Consider the following 17,854-nt stretch of genomic DNA (forward strand, 5'->3'; position numbering starts at 1 on the left):
CGGGAGACAGCGGCCGGCTAGGTCAGGCACCGGCGTAGGCTTTCGGCGTTGAAACGCATCAGGTCGAGGTAGGTGGGGACCTGCTCGTCCAAGGTGTCGCCGTAGATGGGACACAGCTGCACGCCGGCTTCCCGGGCGGTCTGCTCGAGGATGCCGGCGCCGCCGGTGCGGTTGGGCTCGATGAACACGGCCGGCACCTGCAGATCGCGCAGCGTGCGCCGCAGGGCCATCACGTCGCGCGGGGAGGGCTCGACGGACTCGCTCGGGGTGACGAAACCCGCGACCTTCAGGCCGTAGGCCTTGGCCAGGTAGCCGTAGCCGTCGTGCGTGGTGACCAGGTGGCGGTGCTCGGCCGGGATGCCGGCCAGCGTGTGGTCCACGAAGCGGTTCGTCTCCGCCAGCTTTGCCTGGTAGGCCGCCGCCCGGGCCCGGTAGGCCTGGCCGTGGCTGGGATCGCCCAGCGCCAACTCGTCGGCGATGACGTCCACGAAGGCTCTCGCGTTGCCCAGGTCGTGCCACAGGTGCGGGTCGAGCTCGCCGTGGACGTGCTTGCCCAGCACCGCCTGCGGGAGGAGGTACGTCTCCTGCCCGGGCCTGCCCAGGAAGCGGTAGTGCGGATCCGGCGGGATGGGCTGCAGCGTCGACGAGGGCACGGCGATTACTACCTCCTCCGGGCGCCAGACCCGGTCCCGGTCGCGCAGCTCCAGCCGGCCGGCGTCGATATCGGCCGCGATATCCACGTGGCCCTCGTCCAGAACTTCGGCCCCGGCGGGCGGGGCTACACCCACCGCGACGGTCACGGTGGCGGCCACCGGGTCGGCACCTCCGGCCCGGGCGCTCAACCGCAGGTGGTAGAGCCCCGGCTCGGAAAACGCCCACGACAGGTGGGTGTGGGCCGAGTTGGGCAGGCGGGTGCCGGAGCCGCCGTGCGCGGAGTCGAAGACCACCTGCGGGGCGCCGAAGGTGCCCACGATATAGGCGGCCACCGCGCCGGGCCCATCCACGCCCTCCAGCCGGAAGTCGACCTCGTCGCCGGCGGTGGTGTAGGCCGACTTTAGCCCCAGCCAGATGGCATCCAGGGCGACGTTTTCGACCAGCGGGATGACCTGCGCCCCGCGGGCGCGGGCCTGCTCGGCGACCTCCACGACCGGATGGGCCGAGGTCTGCTCCAGCGTGCTGGTCAGCGCGGCCGGCTCCAGCAGCAGACCGTTAGCCAGCGCCACGTCGGCGTGAGCGGCCTCCCGCACCGTCCGCAGGCTGGGCTCGAAGGTGTGCGGGTCCCGCCCCGGCGGCACCAAGCTGGTTACCGTCGCGTCCGGCCCGGCGACCTGGCGCGCCATATCCGCAAGGATCGGGGTCGTGGCCACCACCCGGAGCTTCTCCGGGCCATCAGATCCCGCCGACGGGCCGGGTGCGCACCCGGCCACGAGGAAGGACCCGCACAGCAGCGCCACCCCGGCCCGGCAGGCGGTGCGGTAAGGGCGTTGGCGGCCCGGGTCGTACCGGGCCATTAGCGGCGTCCTTCTGCCAGCGCCCAGCGCGCCATCCCGATGCCAAGGACCGCCAGGCCGATGCCCAACACGGCGATGGCCGTATTCATCAACGACGCCCCCGTGTTGGCCAGGGTGCCACCGGCCGCCGCCGTCGACGAACCGGTAGCCGCACCCTGCCCGGTAGCCGCGCCCGCCGCCGGCTGGGACCCAGAAGAACCGCTACCCGCGGCGCAGTCCCCGCCGTCCGGGTTGACCTGGCCGCCTAAGTCGAAGTGGCCCTCGGTGAACGCGCCGGCCGGGGCCTGGCCGCCGACCACGAAGGTCAGCGTGGCCTGCCCGGAGACGTCCTTGCCGTTGGTCAGGCGGGCCGACTGGGAAATCGTCACCCGGTAGGTGCCGGGCTCGCTAAAGAGCCAGTTGGGGTGGACGTGGGTATTCGGGTCGATGGTGGTGGACCCGGACGGGGTGTTGCCTTCCGCCCGGAACCATTCCTGGCCCACGATCTGGCCCAGCTGGCCCTGCGAGTAGACCATCATCGCGCCGGGCCCGGAGAACTCGGTAAGCTCCCAGGTCACGGGCCCGTCGAGGTGCTCCAGCATGGTCGGGTGCTGGGTGTTTGCGCCCAGCCAGGGCACCCCCGGCTGCTGCGTGGAACCGATCATCCACGCCGGGCCGCGGCCCACCGGGCCGATGTCCTCGGGCAGGTCGGCGCGGGCGGCGTCGGAGAGGTGGAAGACGGCATCGTCGGCCGGGACCCAGCGCGCGGGGGTCGTGGAGTCGTCCTTGACTTGCGGCTGGATCCCCGGCGTGCAGTGGCCCGGCTGACCCTTGTCCGCCGCGGCTGCCGGCGCACCGCCGCGTGCCCCGGGCTCGGAAGAGGCATCCTCCCGCCCGGCCTGGGCAGACCCACCGCTTTCCGATGCCGCCTCGCCCGCACCCGCATCCTGATGCTCGCCGCCTGACTCGCCGACCACCCAGGTATAGGTCTGCGGGCTGCTCTCGGCGCCGTCGGCAGTAGCGCGCACAGTCATCGTGTACGTGCCCGGTTCGCTAAAAGCCCAGTTGACGTGCCGGTGCGCCGGGGTCTGCTGGGAGATCACTGACCCGGAGGCTAGCTCCAGGCCGCCGTCGGTGGTCACCCCGCCCAGGTCGCCGAAGCCGGTGGACTCGAAGGCGTAGACCGCGCCCGGCCCGGTGACCTCGTCGAAGTTCAGGTCGACCTGCCCGAAGCCGCCGGCGCGCACGGCTTGGGTGTCCCAGCCCGGCCAGAGCAGGTTCGGGTCCTGGGTCTGCGGCAGCAGGTAGGTGCTGGCGCCGATGCCGTCGACGGATTCCGTGGCGTCAGTCCAGGCCTGCTCGTTGACCTGCAGGGTCACCTCCTGCGGCGCCCGGACCACCCCGGAGCCGGTGACGTCCTCCTTGAGCGCCAGGTCCAGCTCGCCGCCGTTGGCGGTGACGTAGAAGGCATCGACGTGCCCGGAATCGAAGGTGATGGCTTCGGCCCGGGCGGCGGGCAGGACCCCCGCCAGCAGAACAAGAAAGACCGCGGCGACCAGCGCGCCCACGTGGTGGCCGGCGCGGCGGGTGTAGTGCGCAACTCGCATGGAAGTTACCTTTCTAAAAGGGTTGAGCGGATGGGATTTTTCTAGCGGCCCAGCCCAGCCAGTAAGCGCTCGACGGCGGCGGCTACCCCGGGCACGTGCCGGAAGGCGAAGCTGACCGCGGCGCCGACCACCCCGAGGACTGCCAGCGGCACGAACAGCGCCAGCGGCTGGAAGGAGGACAGCACCACATCGCCCGTGCCCGGCTGCTGCGGGCCCGGCTGGGGCGTGGGTTCTGGTTTAGGATCCGGTTCTGGTTTCGGATCCGGCTTCGGCTGGGAGCCCTGGTCCGGGGCTCCGTTTTTCACGCAGTCGTCGACGGCGTCGTCGCCCACGGCGAAGCTGAGCACCTGCGGGCGCGAGCTGACCTCGCGGCCGTCGGTGGTGCGCGCCCGGAAGCTGACGGCGAACTGGTACCAGCCCGGCGTGCTAAAGGCCCAGTTGGCGTGCACGTGCGAGGCCATCTGGGTCTCCACGGTCGTGTCCTTGGCGCGGGAATCGGCCAGCACCGCCACCTCGGAGCCCAGGCCCTGGTTGGTAAACAGGCCCCAGCTCGCCCCGTCCGGGACGTGCACCGGGTCCAGCTCCAGGGTGACCGAGCCCTCCGCGTAGGCGCCGTAGTCCAGCGCCTCGGTGTTATAGCCCGGCCAGATAACGCCGTCCTTTTGGGTCTGCGGCAGCAGGAAAAACTTTTTACCCACCGGGCCCATGAAGTCCAGGGCCTTATCCGCCATGGCCTGCGTCCGGGTGCGCTGCGCGTTATCCCGCACGCCCAGCACCACCTCGTCCAGCCGGTGGACCGGGTCCTTCTTCCCGGTTAGGCCCGTGTCGTCCTTCAGGCCGACCGCAAATCCCTCCGTGCTTGGCGATGCCGCCACATCCACGTGGCCTTTATCCAACAGGTAGCGCTCGCCGCAGCGTGCCGGGCCCTGGTCCGGGGCGCCCGGCGTGGGCCGGGCGGCATCCGCGCCGGCAAGTGAGACGGTCTTTTCGAACGTCCCGGTCGGGGAGTAGTCCTCGGTGATGACCGCCTCGGTGGAGGAAAGGTCGGCGACCAGCGGGTGCGGGGTGAACTTGAGTTTGAGCGTGTTGTCGCCGTCCCAGTCCTTCTTGAAGTAGTATTCGCCGTGGCCGGCGGTGACGGAGGCGTGGAAATCGATGATCGGCAGCTCGTCGTCCTTCGACGAGTACATCCCGCCGGTGATAAAGCCCGTGTAGTGCGGGTCGGCGGTATCAATAACCAGCCGGGACTGCCCGTTGGCCGCCGGTTCCACGCGCACCTTCGCGGACTGGTCGGAAACGGTGGCCTCCGTGGTGGCGGCCATGCCGCGCGGCTGTGAGGCCACCTCCCAGGCGCTCGGCTCCTGCGAGTGCTCGGTAGTGCTCGCGCGGGACTCGCCTTGGCGCTTGGCCGCGGTGGTCGCGATGACGTCGGAGACCCACCGCGGGGCGGAATCCCCGTCGGGCACGAAGACGGCTTGCAGGCGGGAATCACCGGCGCCCAACAGCTCGTCGAACTGGGCGCGGCCGCCGGTGACCGTCAGGTCGGTGAGGAAGTAGCCGTCGTGGAAGACCGTCAGCGTGCCGTCGACGGGCTGTTCGGCGCGGAAGTCCAGGGTGGTCAGGTTCTTGTCGCCGTCCTTGTCCTTCCCCGTTTTCGGGCTCACCCGCAAGTGGTAGCCGGCGGACTGCAACGAGTCTCGGTCCCCGGCACCGGCAGCCCGGTAGCGCTGCTCCAGCGGTTCCGTCGGGTCATCGAGCGGGCGCTGGCCGCCGACCTGGATGGAGGTGGTGGTCGGCTGAGAGGCCACCAGCTTGCCGTCGGCGGTGCGAGCCGTGGTGCGGTAGGTGATTTCGTAGCGTCCCGCCTTGGTAAAGAGCATGTGGTTGTGGGTGTGCGTGCCGGCCTCCAGCGGGGTGGAGCGCGCCGAGTCGGCAAAAGAGCCGAAGATCCGCTCCGGGGCCTGGCCGGGCAGCCAGTTGTAAAGCTCGAAGTCGCCCGGGCCGTCCACGGAGACCAGATCCAGCGAGGCCACGTTCCCCCGAAAATCCGTCACCGGCAGGCCTCGGTCCGAGCCAAAGCCCATCCAGATGGGGTCGTGGTTGCCGCGCGGGTTGGCCGGGGCGTTGTAGACGACATCGCCGGGCTGGCCGGCGAAGGCGAAGGAATCATCCTCCGGCAGCTGGAACTGGTATTGCTGCTGGCCGCTGCCTGCCGCCCAGCCCTTGCCCACCCAGGCCACGGTCTGGTCCAGGGGGTGGGCTTTTTGGTGGAACTCCGATTTCAGCGCGAAGGAGTCGTTTTCCCAGAACGTCTTGGGAGAGTCGATGTGGGTCTGCGTCGCGACGATCTTGCCGTCGTCGGGCCCGGCTAGAGCAGTCGCGGGCGACAGGAGGGCAGGGGTGAGGAGCAAAGCGATGCAGCGACGCCGGAGTGTAGCCACGGTCGGGAAAGCCTTTCTTCAGTTTGGGGTTTCCACCCCAGATTAAAGAAAACGGTTTCCAATCCAAATAGTCTACCCCTGCGGTGTGGCGCGACGGGGCCCTGACGACGACTAATGGATATCATCCCCAATAGTGGCGGGGGTAGCGCCGTGCGGGCGTTCCGGTGGTGCGTGGCGCGTGGCGCGCAGGCTCAGCGAATTGCAGGCCGCCGGCTCGTCTACGATGGTGGGCATGAGTGATGTACGTGTACGATTCTGCCCGTCGCCGACCGGCACCCCACACGTGGGGATGGTGCGCACGGCCCTGTTTAACTGGGCCTATGCGCGCCACACCGGTGGCAAACTGATTTTCCGAATTGAGGATACGGACGCCTCCCGCGACTCCGAGGAGTCCTACCAGGCGATTATTGATTCCCTGACCTGGCTGGGGCTGGGCTGGGACGAAGGCATTGATGTGGGCGGCCCGCACGAGCCGTACCGCCAGTCCCAGCGCAAGGACATCTACGCCAACGTCCTGCAGAAGCTGAAGGACGCCGGCCTGGTCTACCCGGCCTATTCCACCGCCGAGGAGGTCGAGGAGCGCCACAAGGCCGCCGGCCGCGACCCGAAGCTCGGCTACGACAACTACGACCGGGAGCTCACCCAGGAGCAGATCGATGCCTTCGAGGCCGAGGGCCGCAAGCCCGTCTGGCGCCTGCGCATGCCGGAGCAGGACTGGTCCTGGACCGACCTGGTCCGCGGCGAGATGACCTTCAAGGCCGAGACCCAGCCGGACTACGTGGTGGCCCGCTCCAACGGTGAGCCGCTCTACACGCTGGTCAACCCGGTTGACGACGCCCTGATGGGCATCACCCACGTCCTCCGCGGCGAGGACCTTTTGTCCTCGACCCCGCGCCAGCTGGCCCTCTATGAGGCCCTGAAGCAGATCGGCGTTGCGGAGTTCACCCCGCAGTTCGGCCACCTACCCTTCGTGATGGGGGAGGGCAACAAGAAGCTGTCCAAGCGCGACCCGCAGTCCAACCTGTTCAACCACCGCGACAACGGCATCATCCCGGAGGGCATGCTCAACTACCTGTCCCTGCTGGGCTGGTCCCTGTCCGCAGACCAGGACATCTTCGGCACCGACGAGCTGGTCAAGAACTTCGACGTCCACGACGTGCTGGGTAACCCGGCCCGCTTCGACCAGAAGAAGCTCGAGGCCATCAACGCCGACCACATCCGCCTGCTGGAGCCGGAGGAATTCGCCTTCCGCCTGCGCAACTACCTGACGGAGTACACCGACTTCCCGGCCGACTACGACCCAGAGAAGTTCGCCTTCGCCGCCGACCTCGTCCAGACCCGCATCAAGACGCTGTCCGATGCCTACGGCCTGCTCAAGTTCCTCGTCACCGCCGACGAGGATCTGGAGCTCGACGAGAAGTCCGCCCGCAAGAACCTCAAGGAGGACGCCGTCCAGCCGCTCGAGGTCGCCATCGCGACGCTGGAGCCCATCGAGGACTGGACCACTGAGCCCATCGAGGCGGCCCTGTCAAAGGCTCTCATCGAGGATCTGGGGCTCAAGCCGCGCAAGGCCTACGGCGCCCTGCGCGTAGCCATCTCCGGCGCTGCGGTGTCCCCGCCGCTGTTTGAGTCCATGGAGCTGCTCGGCAAGGAGTCCACCCTTAACCGCCTGCGGGCCGCCCTGGCCAAAACCCCGTGGGAAAGCGCGCAAGCCTAAATCCACACGCTGTAATTCATCCGCGGCAGGCACACTAAAAATGGCGCTAAAAACCTCCTCTAGCCAGGCGATTTGCTAGTGTGCCGCCGGGGTGGTTATAGTTATTAACCGTTGCAGCGAGCGGTTGCGAGAGATTAAATAATCTCCCAATCGAAAAGCACAGCAACAATTGGCCTATGGTGTAATTGGCAACACAGCGGTTTCTGGTACCGTCGTTCTAGGTTCGAGTCCTGGTAGGCCAGCAGTGATAAAGGGGTTAAAACCTGGAGTCACAGTTCTATGCCCCGTTCGTCTAGCGGCCTAGGACGCCGCCCTCTCACGGCGGTAACACGGGTTCAAATCCCGTACGGGGTACAAATCGGAAGGCAGTCAGTTTTACTGGCTGCCTTCTTTCGTGTCCGCGGGGTGGTATTACCCTACCCCAGACCACCGCCGGGAAAGCTCAAGTTGTCGGGCCCGGTGGGGTAGGACCACCCGCCATTTTCGGGACTTTCCTCCAATCGCTTCCATCCCCTATGAGCTGGTCATATACTAGGTCTCAAGACGTTAACCGAAAGAAAAGGAGATTGGATGAAAGCTTCTTTCCGTCTTAAGCGCAACGAAGATTTATAGCTCGTGAAGATGCGGCATTGCCATAATTCATAACTTCCCACCGCGACTATTGCACGAAGTACAGGAGCTAAACGAGGATGAATCTCGACGCAGAAACGAAATCCCAGTGCAGCGTAGCCGAGGATCCTTCGGGCCACTGACAGTCAGACAGACTGCAAGCGAAATAACCACTGATTCGATTCGCATCCGGCCGGACAGAAGGAACTGTCACTACCGCACTGGGATTTTTATGTCCTCAGCTGCGGATTTGTTGATGCCTGGCGCATAGTTTAGAGTAATTCAAGTCCGCAACGCACAGCGTGCGCTGCTTTGGACCAGCTAGGCCCCGTTCGTCTAGCGGCCTAGGACGCCGCCCTCTCACGGCGGTAACACGGGTTCAAATCCCGTACGGGGTACAATGTAGAAGCCCAACCCAGCCCGGGTTGGGCTTTTTTGCCGCCAGCTGGCTGTGAATGTTCTGGGGACTTGCCCGCACCGGCGTCTTTGCCTTGGTCTAACGGGGTGAGGGGGAGTAAAACTAAAACGTTGTCCATATTCCTGCCACAGAAGGGATGCGCCGTGCATCTTAGCGATCTCATGGACGCGGGCGTTTTGCTCCAGAATTTTGGGGGCTGGGCGCTCGCGGGCCTGGGCTTGGTCATCTTCATCGAGTCGGGCGTGCTCTTCCCGTTCCTGCCCGGCGATTCCCTCTTGGTCACCGCGGCCATCCTCCGCGACGACCTAGGTCTGAGCGTCCCCCTCATCCTGCTGGTCGGCACGGTGGCGGCCTTCTTGGGCGACCAGGTGGGCTTCTGGCTGGGGCATACCTTTGGCCGCCGGCTGTTTAAGCCGGACGCGAAGATCCTGAAGACGGAGTACCTGGAGCGCGCGGAGGCCTTCTTCCGCAAGCACGGGCCGCTGGCGTTGGTGCTGGGGCGCTTTGTGCCCATCGTGCGCACCTACGTGCCGGTCTCGGCGGGTACGGCCGCGATGCCGTACAGGAAGTTCGTGGGCTGGAACGTCCTGGGTGCGGTGGCCTGGATCGTCACCATGACCATGGTTGGCGTCCTCCTGGGCGGTATCCCGGGGATTGCTGACCGCATCGACGCCATCGTGCTGGTTATTGTGGGCGTCTCCGTCCTGCCGGTGGTCATCTCCGGCGCGCGCAGCTGGCGCCGCAAGCCGGACGCTACGGCTAACGATGCCGAACCGGCCCGGTAGCCTACAACAGTGCGCCCAGCTTCCGGGCGGCGTCCTTGAGGGGTGAACCGAATTTAGCAGCGGGGCTGGGGCGGAAGCGCTCGGCTGAGCCGGACACAGATAGCGCGGCGATGAACGTGCCGGCTGGGTCGAGGACCGGCACGGAGACTGAGGAGAGGCCGGCCTCGCGCTCCTCGACGGACTCGGAGATGCCGTTGCTTCGGGCGGCCTCGATATCGGCCTCGCCGAAGGTGGTGCCGCTGACGGTGGTGGGGGTAAACGCCGCGATGATGCGCGCCGCCGAGCCGGAGGTGAGCGGCAGCTGCCGGCCCACGGGCACGACGTTGTGGAGGCCGGCTTCCGGCTCCCGGGTGGCAATACAAGTGCGGGTGGTGCCGGTGAGCTCGTACAGCTGGACCGATTCGCCGGTTTCCTCGAGCAATTTATCCATGATCGGCCCGGCCGCGGTGAGCAACCGGTCCCGGTTGCCTGGTAGGGCGGGGCCGGCGGTCCATTTCCCCTCATCTGTGCGGGTTAATATTCGGTGTGCTTCCAGTGCGGTGGCCAAACGATGCGCCGTGGCCCGCGGCAAACCAGTGGTCTCGCACAGGTCATTGAGGCTCGAGGGCCGGTTGGCGGCCGCCATCATGATGGCCACGGCCCGATCCAGTACCTTGATCCCGGAAACTGCGCTATAATCTCCCATACTTTGAAATTTACGTCTCAAAATCTGAGATTTCAAGTGTGGAGGAAGAGCATGAGTCAAAAACTGACGTTGGCAGAGAAAATCTGGCGTGACCACGTCGTCACCCGCGGCGAAAACGGGGCCCCGGACCTCATTTATATTGACTTCCAGCTCCTCCACGAAGTTACCAGCCCGCAGGCCTTCGAGGGGCTGCGCCTCAACGGCCGCAGCCTGCGCCACCCGGAGCTGCACCTGGCGACCGAGGACCACAACGTGCCCACCACCGGCATCAAGATCGGCGGGCTGAACGAAATCGCCGACACCACCTCGCGCACCCAGGTGTCCACCCTGCGGAAAAACTGCGAGGAGTTCGGAGTCCGGCTGCACTCGATGGGCGACGAGCAACAGGGCATCGTCCACACGGTCGGCCCGCAGCTGGGCATCACCCAGCCGGGCATGACCATCGTGTGCGGCGACTCGCACACCTCGACCCACGGTGCCTTCGGCTCCATCGCCATGGGCATCGGCACCTCCGAAGTCGAGCACGTCATGGCCACCCAGACGCTGTCGCTCAAACCGTTCAAGACCATGGCCATCGAGGTCAAGGGCCGCCTGGCCGAAGGCGTGAGCGCTAAGGACCTGATCCTGGCGATCATCGCCAAGATCGGCACCGGCGGCGGCCAGGGACACATCATCGAATACCGCGGCGAGGCCATCCGCGCGATGTCGATGGAGGCCCGCATGACCATCTGCAACATGTCGATCGAGGCCGGCGCCCGCGCCGGCCTGGTCGCCCCGGACGAGACCACCTTCGATTACGTCCGCGGGCGCGAGTTCGCCCCGCAGGGCGCGGACTGGGACGCGGCCGTCGAGTACTGGAAAACCCTGCCGACCGACGAGGGAGCGGAATTCGACACCGTCGTCGAAATCGACGCCGACGAGCTGACCCCGTTCGTGACCTGGGGGACCAACCCGGGCCAGGGCCTGCCGTTGGGCTCCAACGTGCCGAGCCCGGAGGACTTCGGCGACGACAACTCCCGCGCCGCCGCCGAGAAGGCCTTGGAGTACATGGACCTAACACCGGGCACCCCGCTGCGCGATGTCGCCATCGACACCGTCTTCCTGGGCTCGTGCACCAACGCGCGCATCGAGGACCTGCGCGCCGCCGCCGAGGTTGTCCGCGGCCGCCGCATCGCGGATGGCACCCGCATGCTGGTCGTGCCGTCCTCTACCGTCGTCAAGCAGCAGGCCGAGGCCGAGGGACTCGACCGCGTCTTCGCCGACTTCGGCGCGGAGTGGCGCACCGCGGGCTGCTCGATGTGCCTGGGCATGAACCCAGACCAGCTGCGCCCGGGCGAGCGTTCCGCGTCCACCTCTAACCGTAACTTCGAAGGCCGCCAGGGCCCCGGCGGGCGCACCCACCTGGTCTCGCCCTTGGTGGCCGCCGCCACCGCCGTGACCGGCCACCTGGCCTCCCCAGCCGACCTGCCCGCTTAAGCGCGCCCGAGCCGATAACCGACACAGAGGAGTACATTCCGATGGAGAAATTCACCACCCACACCGGCACCGGCGTGCCCCTGCCGTATTCCAACGTGGATACGGACCAGATCATCCCGGCCGTCTACCTGAAATCCGTCAAGCGCACCGGCTTCGCCGATGCCCTCTTCGCCAACTGGCGCAAAGACCCCGCCTTCGTCCTGAACCAGGAGACCTTCCGCGACGGCTCCGTCCTGTTCGCCGGCGCCGACTTCGGGACCGGCTCGTCGCGCGAGCACGCCGTCTGGGCGCTCAACGACTACGGCTTCAAGGCCGTCTTTTCCTCCCGGTTTGCCGACATCTTCCGCGGCAACGCGGGCAAGGCGGGCCTGTTGGCCGGCGTGATGGCCCAAGAAGACATCGAGCTCATCTGGAAGCAGCTAGAGGGCGGCGAGACCACCGTGAGCGTCGACCTAGAGGCGCGTACCGTCACCGTCGGCAGCAACGTCTACTCTTTCGACGTCGACGATTACACGCGCTGGCGCCTCCTGGAAGGCTTGGACGACATCGGGCTGACGCTGCGGGACGAAGGCGCCATCGCAGCGTACGAGGGCAACCGCCCGTCGTTTAAGCCAGCGGTGCGCTAGGAGTTGGAATATGCTCAGGTGTCATGACGACACCTGAGTGGAACAGCTCCCACAACTACGTCCAAGGCTCCTCGCAAGGCTACGGCCACCAAAGCCAGAGCCAAAACCCGAACCAGGGCGGGCCGTACGGCCAGCCCGGCTACGCCGGGGCCGGCCCGCAGGCCGGCTTCCAACCGGGGACCGTCTACGCGCCCACCCCGCCGGACGCGCCCGGGGCCGTCGGCCAGGGCTTCAAAGGCTACTTCCAGAACTTCGGCCCTTGGTTCGGCGCCGCGGTGGTCTACCTGGTGCTGCAGTTCGTCCCCATGATTTCGTTTACGTTGGTCATCGCGCTTTCCGGCCTCCTCGAAACCGAGGGCACCGCGAGCCCCGGCCCAGTCAGTGCGGCCGCGGCTTTTGTCAGTTTGCTGCTGCTGGGCGCCTGCGTGTTTCTGGTGGGCCTGTGGATGTACGCAAACTTCTACCACGGGGCCGTCGAGGAGGCCAACGAGCAGCGCGTGAGTTTCCGCGGGCTGTTCCGCTTTGACCGAGGCCGCGTCGGGACTATGGTCACGCTCGCCGCCTACGGGATCCTGGTGTGGCTGGGCTGCCTTTTCTTTATCATCCCGGGCCTTATCATCGCTTTCCTGCTGTGCTGGGTAGCCGTGATTAAGGCCGAGGACCCGTCCAAGGGCATCGGCGAGGCGATGGGGGAGTCCTACCGCCTGTCCACCCAGAATATTGGTACCACGCTGCTGCTGGTCGTCCTGCTGGTGTTGCTGCAGCTGGCCGCCAGCCTCATTCCGATTGTCGGCAGCCTCGTGGTGATGCCGGTGCTGTACTTCGCCTGGGTCTTGGCCTACCGCTGCCTGACCCGGCGCCCGGCCGCGCGCTGGTAGGCGCTAGCGCACGGGCAGGGGGCTGGCCAGGTAATCCGCGCCGGTCAGCTCGCCGTCGTTAAAGGACAGCACCCACACCGAGGACTTTTTGACCTTCAGGTCGTCCACGTCGCACTTTAAAAACACCGGTTCCAGGCTGGCTATCATCTCGGGGATGGCCAGGCCCTGGCTCACGATGACGGGCGTGCCGCCCTGCTCAACGATGCCGTCGAAAGCCTCCCGCGCCGCCTCTTTGTCCTGCAGCCAGCCGTCGTCGCCTAGGCGCTCGTCCACCGTGACGTCGAAACCGAGCTCGGCGGCCAGGGGAGCGGCGGTCTGCTGGCAGCGGTCAGGCAGCGCGGAATAGATGGCCGTCGGCTTGTAGGGCGTAAGCATCGGCACGAGCATCTCCGCCTGGCGCAGGCCCTTCTTGTCCAGGGGGCGCAGGTTGTCGTCGCCGCTGAATCCCTTGCGCGGCAGGGCGCGGGCGTGGCGGACGTAGAGCACGCGGGTGGTCGGGGCCAGCCGGAGGCGCTTCTTCGCCTTCCGCAGCACGTCCGCGTCCACCTGGTAGGACAGCCGATTGATGGCCGCGTCCACGGTCATCCAGCTAATCTGGTCTACCTCGTCGTTGGGCGTGAACTCGCCGCCTTCGACCTTGCCCAGCCAGTAGTAGACCACCTTGGTCCGCCCCTGGACCGGGTAGGTGACCTTGCCGATGAGCTTGCCCAGCTTGATCTGGTAGCCGGTCTCTTCGGCGACTTCGCGCACGGCGGTCGTCGGCAGCGACTCGCCCGGATCGACCTTGCCCTTGGCCAGCGACCAGTCGTCGTAGTGCGGACGGTGGATGACGGCTACCTCCGGATCGTGGGGGTTGCCGCGCCACAGCACCGCGCCCGCCGCCAGGGTGGTTCGGGCGAATTCCTTCGCCGGATCGGGGCTGATCTCCTGGTGCCGCCCAGAAATGAAGACCTCGGACTGGCTGTCTTTGTCGTTTTCGTGCATGTTCTTGGGCTTGGGCATGGGCCGCGCCTACTCCTTGCGACTGTCGGAAACGGATAATTCTCGCGGTCCATCATAGTCCCGCGGTGGGGCCGGCTACACTACTATTGTTCGTGATGTCTATGGAGGAGCGCTTAATGGTCCGAGTTGCAGTGATGGGGGCTGGTTCGTGGGGCACCACGCTGGCCAAGGTCTTCGCCGACGCCGGCAACAGTGTCCGGCTCTGGGTCCGCCGGCCGGAGCTGGCCGCCATCATCCGGGAGACCCACCGCAACGCCGACTACCTGCCGGACATCGAGTTGCCCGCCACCATCGCCCCGACGACCGAGCCGGAACACGCGCTTGCCGATGCCGATATCGTCGTCCTCGCAGTCCCCTCCCAGACCCTGCGCGAAAATCTGGACGCCTGGTCGCAGCACCTGCCTGACGATGCCACCGTGGTCTCCATCTCCAAGGGCGTGGAGTCGAGCTCGCTGCAGCGGATGAGCCAGGTGATTGCGGGCTCCGGCGTGGATGCCGAGCGCATCGCTGTGCTCTCCGGCCCTAACCTGGCCAAGGAGATCGCGCTGGAGCAGCCGGCGGCCACCGTCATCGCCTGCGAGGACGAGTCCCGCGCCCAGCTGGTCCAGGCCGCCGTGGCCACCAACTACCTGCGGCCCTACACCAACGCCGACGTCATCGGCTGCGAGATCGGCGGCGCCTGCAAGAACGTCATCGCCCTCGCCTGCGGTATCGCCTCCGGCAAGGGCCTGGGCAACAACACCCTGGCCTCCCTGATTACTCGCGGCCTGGCCGAAATCAGCCGCCTGGGGGTGGAGCTGGGCGCCGATCCGCGCACCTTCGCCGGCCTGGCCGGCCTGGGCGACCTAGTTGCCACCTGCAGCTCCGAGCTGTCGCGTAACCGCACCTTCGGCTACCGCCTGGGCCAGGGCGGGACCCTGGAGGAAGCCAAGGCCGCCACCAACGGCCAGGTCGCCGAGGGCGTTATCTCCTCGGACTCGGTCTTCCGCCTGGCGCAGCAGCACAACATCGACATGCCCATTACCCATTCGGTCTACGGCGTGTGCCACCGAGGGGTCGCCGTGGAGGAAATGATCGTCGCGTTGATGGGTCGGTCCAAGAAGTCGGAGTAGGCACCCGGTAAGCTAGCTGCCTATGAGTTCCCGAAAGATCCGCGTGGCGGTCGTCTACGGTGGCCGCAGCACTGAACACTCCGTGTCCTGTATCTCCGCCGGGGCGGTGATGAGCCACCTCCCGCACGACAAATACGAGGTGGTGCCCGTAGGCATTACCCGCCAGGGCCTGTGGACCCCGGGGACCACCGAGGGGCTGCAGCTGAAAGGCGGCGTTCTGCCGGAGGTTGCCGCCGGCGACGAGCTCTCCCTGTCGCTGACCCCCAGCTCCCGCGGGCGCTTCGTCAACGTCACCCGCGGCGAGGTCTACGCCGACGTCGACGTCGTCTTCCCGGTCCTGCACGGTCCCTTCGGCGAGGACGGGACCATCCAGGGCCTGTTCGAGATGTCCTCAGTGCCCTACGTGGGCACCGGGGTGCTGTCCTCGGCCACGGGCATGGACAAGGAGTTCACCAAGAAGCTCATGGTCGCCGAGGGCCTGCCGGTCACCCCGGAGGTCATCCTCCGCGACCGTTCCGAGCTGGCCGAGGAGGAAAAGGCCGTGCTGGGCCTGCCGGTCTTCGTCAAGCCCGCGCGCGGCGGGTCCTCGATCGGCATCTCCAAGGTCACCGACTGGGCGCAGCTGCCGGAGGCCGTCCGCCTGGCCCGCGAGTCCGACCAGAAGGTCATCGTGGAAAAGGAAATCGTCGGCTCCGAGGTCGAGGTGGGCGTGCTGCAGTACCCGGACGGTAGGCTGCTGGCGTCCGTGCCGGCGCTGCTCAACGGCACCGGCGACTCGGAGGAAGGCTTCTACGGCTTCGAGACCAAGTACCTGGACAACGTCGTCTCCGCCACCATCCCGGCCCCGTTCGAACCGGCGGTCATCGACCAGCTCAAGGAGCTAGCCCTGGAGACCTTCCAGGCCCTGGACTGCAAGGGGCTATCCCGCGTGGACTTCTTCGTCACCGAGCAGGGCCCAGTCCTCAACGAGATCAACACCATGCCGGGCTTTACCCCGATCTCGATGTACCCGCAGGTACTCGCCGCCAGCGGCGTCGACTACGCGACCCTGCTCGACACGCTCATCGAAACCGCGCTGGCGGACGCGGCCGAAGTCGCGGATTAGTCGGCGGCCCCGAGGGCATCGCCCAGCTCCACCAGCACGCTGTCGGCGACGTCCTGCGGCAGGTGTGCGGCGATGTCGGTGTCCTGGCCCAGCGCGAACCAGGTGCTGGCCGTGGTGCCCGGCGCCAGGGTGGTGTCCTCGAACCAGGGCACGTCGTTGACCTGCTGGACCTGCTCGCCGGCCGCATAGCCCGGCGCCGGTTCCACCCCGCAGCGCAGGACGATGGCCTCGCGGCCCGGTGCGGTCCACACGGCCGTGCCCGCGGCGGTGCCCTCCGGCAGCTCCCGCTGGCGCTGGTAGTTCTCGGCCAAGGTCTCCGGCAGGGCGGCATCGAGGGCGCGGCAGGTCGAGCGGTTGTCTCCTGCGGCGGCCTGGAGCTGGGACAGGGGAGCCGCGTGCGGCTGCTGGGCCTTATGGTCCAGCTGGCCCAGGGCGTCTTCTAAGCCGTCGGGCTGGCCGTCGTCGTGGGTGGTCACCGCCACGACGGGGGCGCGGTCGACGGTGTACCACGTGGTCAGGGTCGACCCCGGCGTCATGTCGCGGACCTGCAGCCACTGCGCGCCGCTGGCCTCGGTGGTCTCGGAGTAGGGCGTGTACTGCAACGGCAGGTCGACGCCGCAGCGCAGCGTGGTGGCCTCGGAGGAGATAGTCGCCCAGGCGGCCACCCCGTCCGGCACGGGCTCGACGATGTCGGAGCGCTCGTGGCCGTAGAACTTGCCCGGCAGGTTGTCTATCACCGCGGCGCACTCGGCCGACGATGCCTCCTGCGACGGCACCGGCGACATCGCCACCGGCTCCCGCGCCACCGTGGAAAAGTAGTACTTGGCCCCGAACAGGACCGCCACGATAAGACTTAAGGAGATAGCCAGCAGCGCGTAGACTGCGGTGCGGTTAAATTGGTTACCCTGAGAGTCCATAAACTGCAATCTTATCGAAAGGTATTCGGTGAACTTAACCCCGACTCTGGCCGATGTGGGCGAACACGAGGTCATCGGCGAGATCATCGCGGCCGCGCCCAGCGCACTCAACGGCGACGACGCGGCGGTGATGTTTCCGGCCGCCCCCAACACGCGCACCGTCGCGGCGACGGACATGATGGTCGAAGGCCGCCATTTCCGGCGCGACTGGTCAACGCCCAACGAGATCGGGCAGAAGGCTATCCTAGAAAACTTCGCCGACGTCGAGTCCATGGGTGCGCGCCCCATCGCGGCCCTTTTGGCGATCAGTGCCCCGGGCGATACCCCGGTGGAGTTCGTGCGGGGGATTGCGGAGGGCATCGCGCAGCGCTGCGAGCCTTATAACGCCGAGCTGGTGGGCGGCGATCTCACCCAGGGCATGCAGGTGACCGTCACGGTCACCGCGATCGGGCACCTGGGCGGGTATAGTCCGGCGATGACCGTGGACCGCGCCCGGCCCGGCCAGCAGCTGGTCGCGCACGGCAAGATCGGGTGGTCGGCCGCCGGGCTGGCCCTGCTCGAGCGGTTCGGCCGCGAGCTACCCGCCGAGCTGGCCCATCTTCGCCCGCTCATCGATGCCCATTGCTGCCCGTGGCTGGATCCCAGCCGGGGCATGATCGCCCGGGCGGCAGGCGCGACGGCCATGACGGATATCTCCGATTCGCTCATCCGCGACGTCGGCACCATCGCGGCGCGCTCCGGGGTCAACATCGACTTGGACTCGGCCGCCATCGCCCCGCACGAGCTGCTGGTCGAGGCCGGCCGCGCCTTGGGCGAGGATCCGTGGCGCTGGGTGCTGACCGGCGGCGAGGACCACACCCTGGTGGGCACTACGGCGAAAGAGGCGCCGTCGGGGTTTCGGGTCATCGGCAGCGTCAACAAGGGGGCGGCGGCTACGGTGGATGGGAAAGAATCCGCCTACGACGCCGGCTGGGAGGCCTTCTAAA

15 protein-coding genes and 3 tRNA genes are annotated in these 17,854 nt (G+C 67.1%); 11 read left to right on the forward strand and 7 right to left on the reverse strand.

All coding sequences use genetic code 11. The annotated features are described in order from the left end of the window. Positions 1-17 precede the first annotated feature (17 nt). The 4 genes from QQS53_RS08400 to QQS53_RS08415 form a co-directional block, all read right to left on the reverse strand. A complete protein-coding gene (locus QQS53_RS08400; protein ID WP_472775408.1) occupies positions 18-1,511 on the reverse strand; it encodes an anchored repeat ABC transporter, substrate-binding protein in 1,494 nt (497 codons plus the stop codon). After that, on the reverse strand, positions 1,511-3,097 hold the full coding sequence (locus tag QQS53_RS08405) for a TIGR03773 family transporter-associated surface protein (protein WP_472775409.1): 1,587 nt from the start codon (positions 3,095-3,097) through the stop codon (positions 1,511-1,513). The genes QQS53_RS08400 and QQS53_RS08405 overlap by 1 nt, the downstream gene beginning before the upstream one ends. Before the next feature lie 41 nt (positions 3,098-3,138). Continuing rightward, positions 3,139-5,538: a choice-of-anchor M domain-containing protein gene (locus QQS53_RS08410; RefSeq protein WP_472775410.1), complete on the reverse strand. Its 2,400-nt coding sequence runs from the start codon at positions 5,536-5,538 to the stop codon at positions 3,139-3,141. A 111-nt stretch (positions 5,539-5,649) separates the two neighbouring features. Further along, positions 5,650-5,772 (reverse strand): hypothetical protein, encoded by a 123-nt coding sequence (locus QQS53_RS08415; protein WP_472775472.1) that lies wholly within the window; start codon positions 5,770-5,772, stop codon positions 5,650-5,652. Here QQS53_RS08415 and gltX point away from each other — a divergent pair. The 5 genes from gltX (at position 5,762) to QQS53_RS08440 (ending at position 9,067) form a co-directional block, all read left to right on the forward strand. Further along, the gene (gene gltX / locus QQS53_RS08420) at positions 5,762-7,255 is read left to right on the forward strand and encodes a glutamate--tRNA ligase (RefSeq protein ID WP_472775470.1); all 1,494 of its coding nucleotides are present in this window, start codon (positions 5,762-5,764) and stop codon (positions 7,253-7,255) included. The two genes, QQS53_RS08415 and gltX, sit on opposite strands and share 11 nt — an antisense overlap. 170 nt (positions 7,256-7,425) lie before the next feature. Further along, a tRNA-Gln gene (locus QQS53_RS08425) sits at positions 7,426-7,497 on the forward strand. Between the two features lie 39 nt (positions 7,498-7,536). Next, a tRNA-Glu gene (locus tag QQS53_RS08430) sits at positions 7,537-7,609 on the forward strand. A 580-nt stretch (positions 7,610-8,189) separates the two neighbouring features. Then, positions 8,190-8,262: transfer RNA gene (locus QQS53_RS08435), tRNA-Glu, on the forward strand. A 163-nt stretch (positions 8,263-8,425) separates the two neighbouring features. After that, complete coding sequence (locus QQS53_RS08440; protein WP_472775411.1) at positions 8,426-9,067, forward strand: DedA family protein; 642 nt, start codon at positions 8,426-8,428, stop codon at positions 9,065-9,067. A gap of 1 nt (position 9,068) precedes the next feature. Here QQS53_RS08440 and QQS53_RS08445 read toward each other — a convergent pair whose 3' ends face one another. Then, positions 9,069-9,752 (reverse strand): IclR family transcriptional regulator, encoded by a 684-nt coding sequence (locus tag QQS53_RS08445; protein ID WP_472775412.1) that lies wholly within the window; start codon positions 9,750-9,752, stop codon positions 9,069-9,071. 51 nt (positions 9,753-9,803) lie between these two features. On the opposite strand from QQS53_RS08445, the gene leuC reads away from it, so the two are divergent. From leuC to QQS53_RS08460, 3 genes are read left to right on the forward strand one after another with little or no spacing between them, the layout of a single operon-like run. Continuing rightward, entirely contained in the window at positions 9,804-11,228 is a 1,425-nt protein-coding gene (gene leuC / locus QQS53_RS08450; RefSeq protein ID WP_472775413.1) for a 3-isopropylmalate dehydratase large subunit, read from the forward strand. 41 nt (positions 11,229-11,269) lie between these two features. Next, a complete protein-coding gene (leuD, locus tag QQS53_RS08455; RefSeq protein ID WP_472775414.1) occupies positions 11,270-11,854 on the forward strand; it encodes a 3-isopropylmalate dehydratase small subunit in 585 nt (194 codons plus the stop codon). Between the two features lie 23 nt (positions 11,855-11,877). Continuing rightward, complete coding sequence (locus QQS53_RS08460; protein WP_472775415.1) at positions 11,878-12,732, forward strand: hypothetical protein; 855 nt, start codon at positions 11,878-11,880, stop codon at positions 12,730-12,732. 3 nt (positions 12,733-12,735) lie between these two features. Here QQS53_RS08460 and QQS53_RS08465 read toward each other — a convergent pair whose 3' ends face one another. After that, entirely contained in the window at positions 12,736-13,734 is a 999-nt protein-coding gene (locus QQS53_RS08465) for an NUDIX hydrolase (RefSeq protein WP_472775416.1), read from the reverse strand. Positions 13,735-13,850: 116 nt separating this feature from the next. On the opposite strand from QQS53_RS08465, the gene QQS53_RS08470 reads away from it, so the two are divergent. Both QQS53_RS08470 and QQS53_RS08475 read left to right on the forward strand, forming a co-directional pair. Continuing rightward, on the forward strand, positions 13,851-14,846 hold the full coding sequence (locus QQS53_RS08470) for an NAD(P)H-dependent glycerol-3-phosphate dehydrogenase (RefSeq protein ID WP_472775417.1): 996 nt from the start codon (positions 13,851-13,853) through the stop codon (positions 14,844-14,846). A gap of 22 nt (positions 14,847-14,868) precedes the next feature. Beyond that, positions 14,869-15,951, forward strand: coding sequence for a D-alanine--D-alanine ligase family protein (locus QQS53_RS08475; protein ID WP_472775418.1), 1,083 nt, complete (start codon positions 14,869-14,871; stop codon positions 15,949-15,951). On the opposite strand, the gene QQS53_RS08480 is transcribed toward QQS53_RS08475, so the two are convergent. Beyond that, positions 15,948-16,868 carry a DUF3515 domain-containing protein gene (locus QQS53_RS08480; protein WP_472775419.1) on the reverse strand — a complete coding sequence of 307 codons (921 nt, stop codon included), beginning with the start codon at positions 16,866-16,868 and terminating at the stop codon, positions 15,948-15,950. The genes QQS53_RS08475 and QQS53_RS08480 overlap by 4 nt on opposite strands. A 28-nt stretch (positions 16,869-16,896) precedes the next feature. Here QQS53_RS08480 and QQS53_RS08485 point away from each other — a divergent pair, with 28 nt between their 5' ends. Then, positions 16,897-17,853, forward strand: a complete 957-nt coding sequence (locus QQS53_RS08485; protein WP_472775420.1) for a thiamine-phosphate kinase — start codon at positions 16,897-16,899, stop codon at positions 17,851-17,853. Position 17,854: the final 1 nt, after the last annotated feature.

The organism is Corynebacterium sp. 2571A, assembly GCF_055700935.1.

Coding starts and splice junctions, on each gene's coding strand:
- QQS53_RS08400 (WP_472775408.1), bottom strand. CDS start 1,511: ATGGCCCGGTACGACCCGGGCCGCCAACGCCCTTACCGCACCGCCTGC.
- QQS53_RS08405 (WP_472775409.1), bottom strand. CDS start 3,097: ATGCGAGTTGCGCACTACACCCGCCGCGCCGGCCACCACGTGGGCGCG.
- gltX (WP_472775470.1), top strand. CDS start 5,762: ATGGTGGGCATGAGTGATGTACGTGTACGATTCTGCCCGTCGCCGACC.
- QQS53_RS08415 (WP_472775472.1), bottom strand. CDS start 5,772: ATGCCCACCATCGTAGACGAGCCGGCGGCCTGCAATTCGCTGAGCCTG.
- QQS53_RS08445 (WP_472775412.1), bottom strand. CDS start 9,752: ATGGGAGATTATAGCGCAGTTTCCGGGATCAAGGTACTGGATCGGGCC.
- leuC (WP_472775413.1), top strand. CDS start 9,804: ATGAGTCAAAAACTGACGTTGGCAGAGAAAATCTGGCGTGACCACGTC.
- leuD (WP_472775414.1), top strand. CDS start 11,270: ATGGAGAAATTCACCACCCACACCGGCACCGGCGTGCCCCTGCCGTAT.
- QQS53_RS08460 (WP_472775415.1), top strand. CDS start 11,878: ATGACGACACCTGAGTGGAACAGCTCCCACAACTACGTCCAAGGCTCC.
- QQS53_RS08465 (WP_472775416.1), bottom strand. CDS start 13,734: ATGCCCAAGCCCAAGAACATGCACGAAAACGACAAAGACAGCCAGTCC.
- QQS53_RS08470 (WP_472775417.1), top strand. CDS start 13,851: ATGGTCCGAGTTGCAGTGATGGGGGCTGGTTCGTGGGGCACCACGCTG.
- QQS53_RS08475 (WP_472775418.1), top strand. CDS start 14,869: ATGAGTTCCCGAAAGATCCGCGTGGCGGTCGTCTACGGTGGCCGCAGC.
- QQS53_RS08480 (WP_472775419.1), bottom strand. CDS start 16,868: ATGGACTCTCAGGGTAACCAATTTAACCGCACCGCAGTCTACGCGCTG.